This window comes from Pseudomonas bharatica, from assembly GCF_048586865.1.
Lineage (GTDB): Bacteria > Pseudomonadota > Gammaproteobacteria > Pseudomonadales > Pseudomonadaceae > Aquipseudomonas > Aquipseudomonas bharatica.
Genome location: NZ_JBMAWR010000052.1, coordinates 1 through 2,858 on the forward strand (window position 1 = coordinate 1; position 2,858 = coordinate 2,858).

The window sequence follows — 2,858 nt, forward strand, 5'->3', positions numbered from 1 at the left end:
AAGAGGCAGGCTGTAGACGATCCGTTTCCAGGTTGCTTCGCTGTAGGTGGCGAAATGGCTTGGCAGGTCGAGGCTGCCGGCGCGGGCCTGGGAGATGGCCTGCTGGATATCCGGATGCTGTGGCAGAAGGGGGTGCATGAACACCCGGTGCAGGCTGAGGGAGATCCGGTCGCTGCTGTTGTGGAGACCAAGTTGGCGGGCGTCGCGGATCAGGCGCAAGCCATGCACGCTGGCCTGCTCCGGCAGGATGCCAGGGCCTTTCCAGCGCCAAGGGGCAAAGCCTTCGGGGAGTGTCAGGGCATGCCGCCAGATGCCCAGGAATGCATTCACCTCAGATGCCAGTTGCTGGGTTTGCCTTGCCCGCTCGGAAAGCTCCGGATCGCAGGCATACTCGGAGCTGCGCGCCACGGTGTAGGCACCCCAGCTGAGCGGCAAAAGCCAGTTCTGGATCGGACGCAATAAACAGCCCGCCTGCTTTTGCATCGCACACAACAGCAACTCCAGCCTCAGCGGTTCGAACCAGGGCGAGGGATCACCGGCCTCGTCGGCGGTGGTATAGCAACGGGCGGCGATATGAGCCGCGACGACCTCCAGCGGCTCCCGACTGGTCAGCCAACCGCAGATGTAGCGTTCGTCGTAGTTCAGGTCCCAGGCGGAATAGTCGGCGCTGAGGTCGAGATAATCCTTCGACACCCCTTCCCCCGGCGTCGCCAACTGGATCAAAGCCGGGCAGTGATCCTGCTCGTGGGACATATCCGGCCGCGGCACACGGGTGACGGCTGCCTCGCCAAATGACCGGGTCAGGGACGGCACGCTGAGTGGATGATCGAGCGCACATTCGGCCTGGCCGTCCACCAGCAGGTAGAAGTAGTCGCTTGCGGTACGGTGTCGCCGTGCAAAATCGATGACGGTTTCTTTGCTCATGGCCGGGGCTCCCTGCATTTCACCCTTTCTTCCTGTGCGATTTCGCTCGCCAGCACCAGGCTGTTGCCGGAGCCTCCGCCCGACTTGGTCATCGGGCCGATCAGATTGATCACAACGCCATCCAGGGTGATGCCCGAGGCATCGATGCGCAGCGTGCCGCCCGGGCCTTTGATGACCACAGCCTCTGAGGAGTGGATTTCATACACCTTGGTGTGCTGCGTGATGCGCTGGCCGGCCTGCAGATCAACCGTGCCCTGCACCTGCTGATCCAGATTGCCGCCGATCTCCACGCTGTGGTTGGCGGCGGTCTTGTCCAGGCGACTACTACCGACCTCTTCGGTCCGGTCCCCGGCGGTGCTGATGCTGTGGTTGCCGCCGATGATCAGGTCGTCGTTGTTGCCGATCTCATGCCGGCGGTTCTCCCCGATCAGCACCTGCTCGTCATTGCCCACGGTTTCCTTGCGGTCGTGGCCGACGGTGAGGCTCTCGTCGTTGTCCACCCGCTCGCTGCGGTCGTGCCCGACGTGGGTGGTTTCGTCGTGCTTGACCTCGTTCCTCTGGTTCCTCTGGGCATGGATGAACACCTCTTCCTGCCCGGCCTCGTCCTCGAAGCTCAGCTCGTTGAAACCGTCGCCCTTGTGGGTCTGGCTCTTGAGGGTCATGCGCGTCTTGTTGGCGGGCAGTTCATAGGGCGGGCGCTGGATTGCCGTGTAGCATCGACCGGTGATCACTGGCTGGTCGGCATCCCCGTTCTGGTAGCTGACGATCACGCCCTGGCCGATGCGCGGGATCGCCATATGCCCCCACAGCGCACCGGCGATGTTCTGCGAGACCTGTATCCAGCAGGAGCTGTGTTCGTCTTCCTTGCCCAATCGGTCCCACGGGAACTGCACCTTCACCCGGCCGTATTCATCGCAATAGATTTCCTCGCCCTTCGGCCCCACCACCGTGGCCGGCTGCGGGCCGTCGATGCGCGGTTTGGGCAGCGGTTCGGGGCGCCATTCGGCCTCGTGTGGCACCAGCGTGGCGATGCAGTTGTAGTGGGTGCCGCGGTCGGCTTCGGCACTTTCCTCTTCCTGGCTGACGTACTGCTTGCCGCGGTGCTCCAGGCGCACCGGGCGCCAGCCGCGGTTCATGCTGTCGCGGGGGTGGCCGACCATGTCGAAGAACAGGCCCGGCACCAGCCGAGCGTCGTCGCCCTCGGCAATGACTTGGCAGGCATCCCCGCGCAGGCCGAGCAGGCGGCTGCGACTGAAGGCCTCGCCGGGCTTTTCTCCGCGGTAGCGGCCGGGGTAGTCGTAGCGTTCGTAGCTGTCCGCCTGATGCTCGAGGTCCGTGGCCTCGTACGTGCTCTGCTCAGGGTATTTCGGGTTCTTGAAGCTGTAGTCGCGCTGCACCTGGCGGGCGCTGCGCACGTTCTCGGTGTAGGTGAAGCGGTGCAGCGCAGGGCCCGGGCGGTCGGCGCCGGGCTTGGGGTTGTATTCCACCGGCGGGCCGGGCTGCTTGCCGAAGATCCACAGGTAGTCGCAGTGGATCAGGCGATGGCCTTCCTCGCTGTGCAGGAAGCCGTAGAAAAAGCCTTCCTCGCGCATGATGCGTTCGACGAAGTGATAGTCGGTGTCGCCAGCCTGCACGCAGTATTCGCGGACAGTGTGGGGCTTGGCCGCGCGCAGTTCGTAGTCGAGGGTGAGGGCGTGCTTTTTCAGCATCTCGTTGGCGATGTCGGGCACGCTGAGGGTCTGGAAGATGCGCCAGTCCGAGCACAGGCGCAGGCGGGCCAGGCGCGGTTCGACGACCGCGCGGTAGCGGGTGCGGCTGAAACCGGTTTCGCCCTGCTGGAAGGAACTCACCAAGCCATGGACATAGCGCACGGGCTGGCCGCCCTGCCAGAGGGTGAACAGCGCGGGACGGTCGAGGATCTCGCCGAATTTCAC

2 protein-coding genes are annotated in these 2,858 nt (G+C 64.4%); both read right to left on the reverse strand.

Annotated elements, in window-relative coordinates:
• Window positions 1-924 (reverse strand): hypothetical protein (locus ACKLLE_RS27075; protein WP_420059597.1); only part of this gene is annotated, 924 nt, incomplete at its 3' end.
• The coding region (locus ACKLLE_RS27080) for a type VI secretion system Vgr family protein (RefSeq protein ID WP_420059598.1) at window positions 921-2,858 on the reverse strand (1,938 nt) is incomplete at its 5' end. The genes ACKLLE_RS27080 and ACKLLE_RS27075, both read right to left, overlap by 4 nt.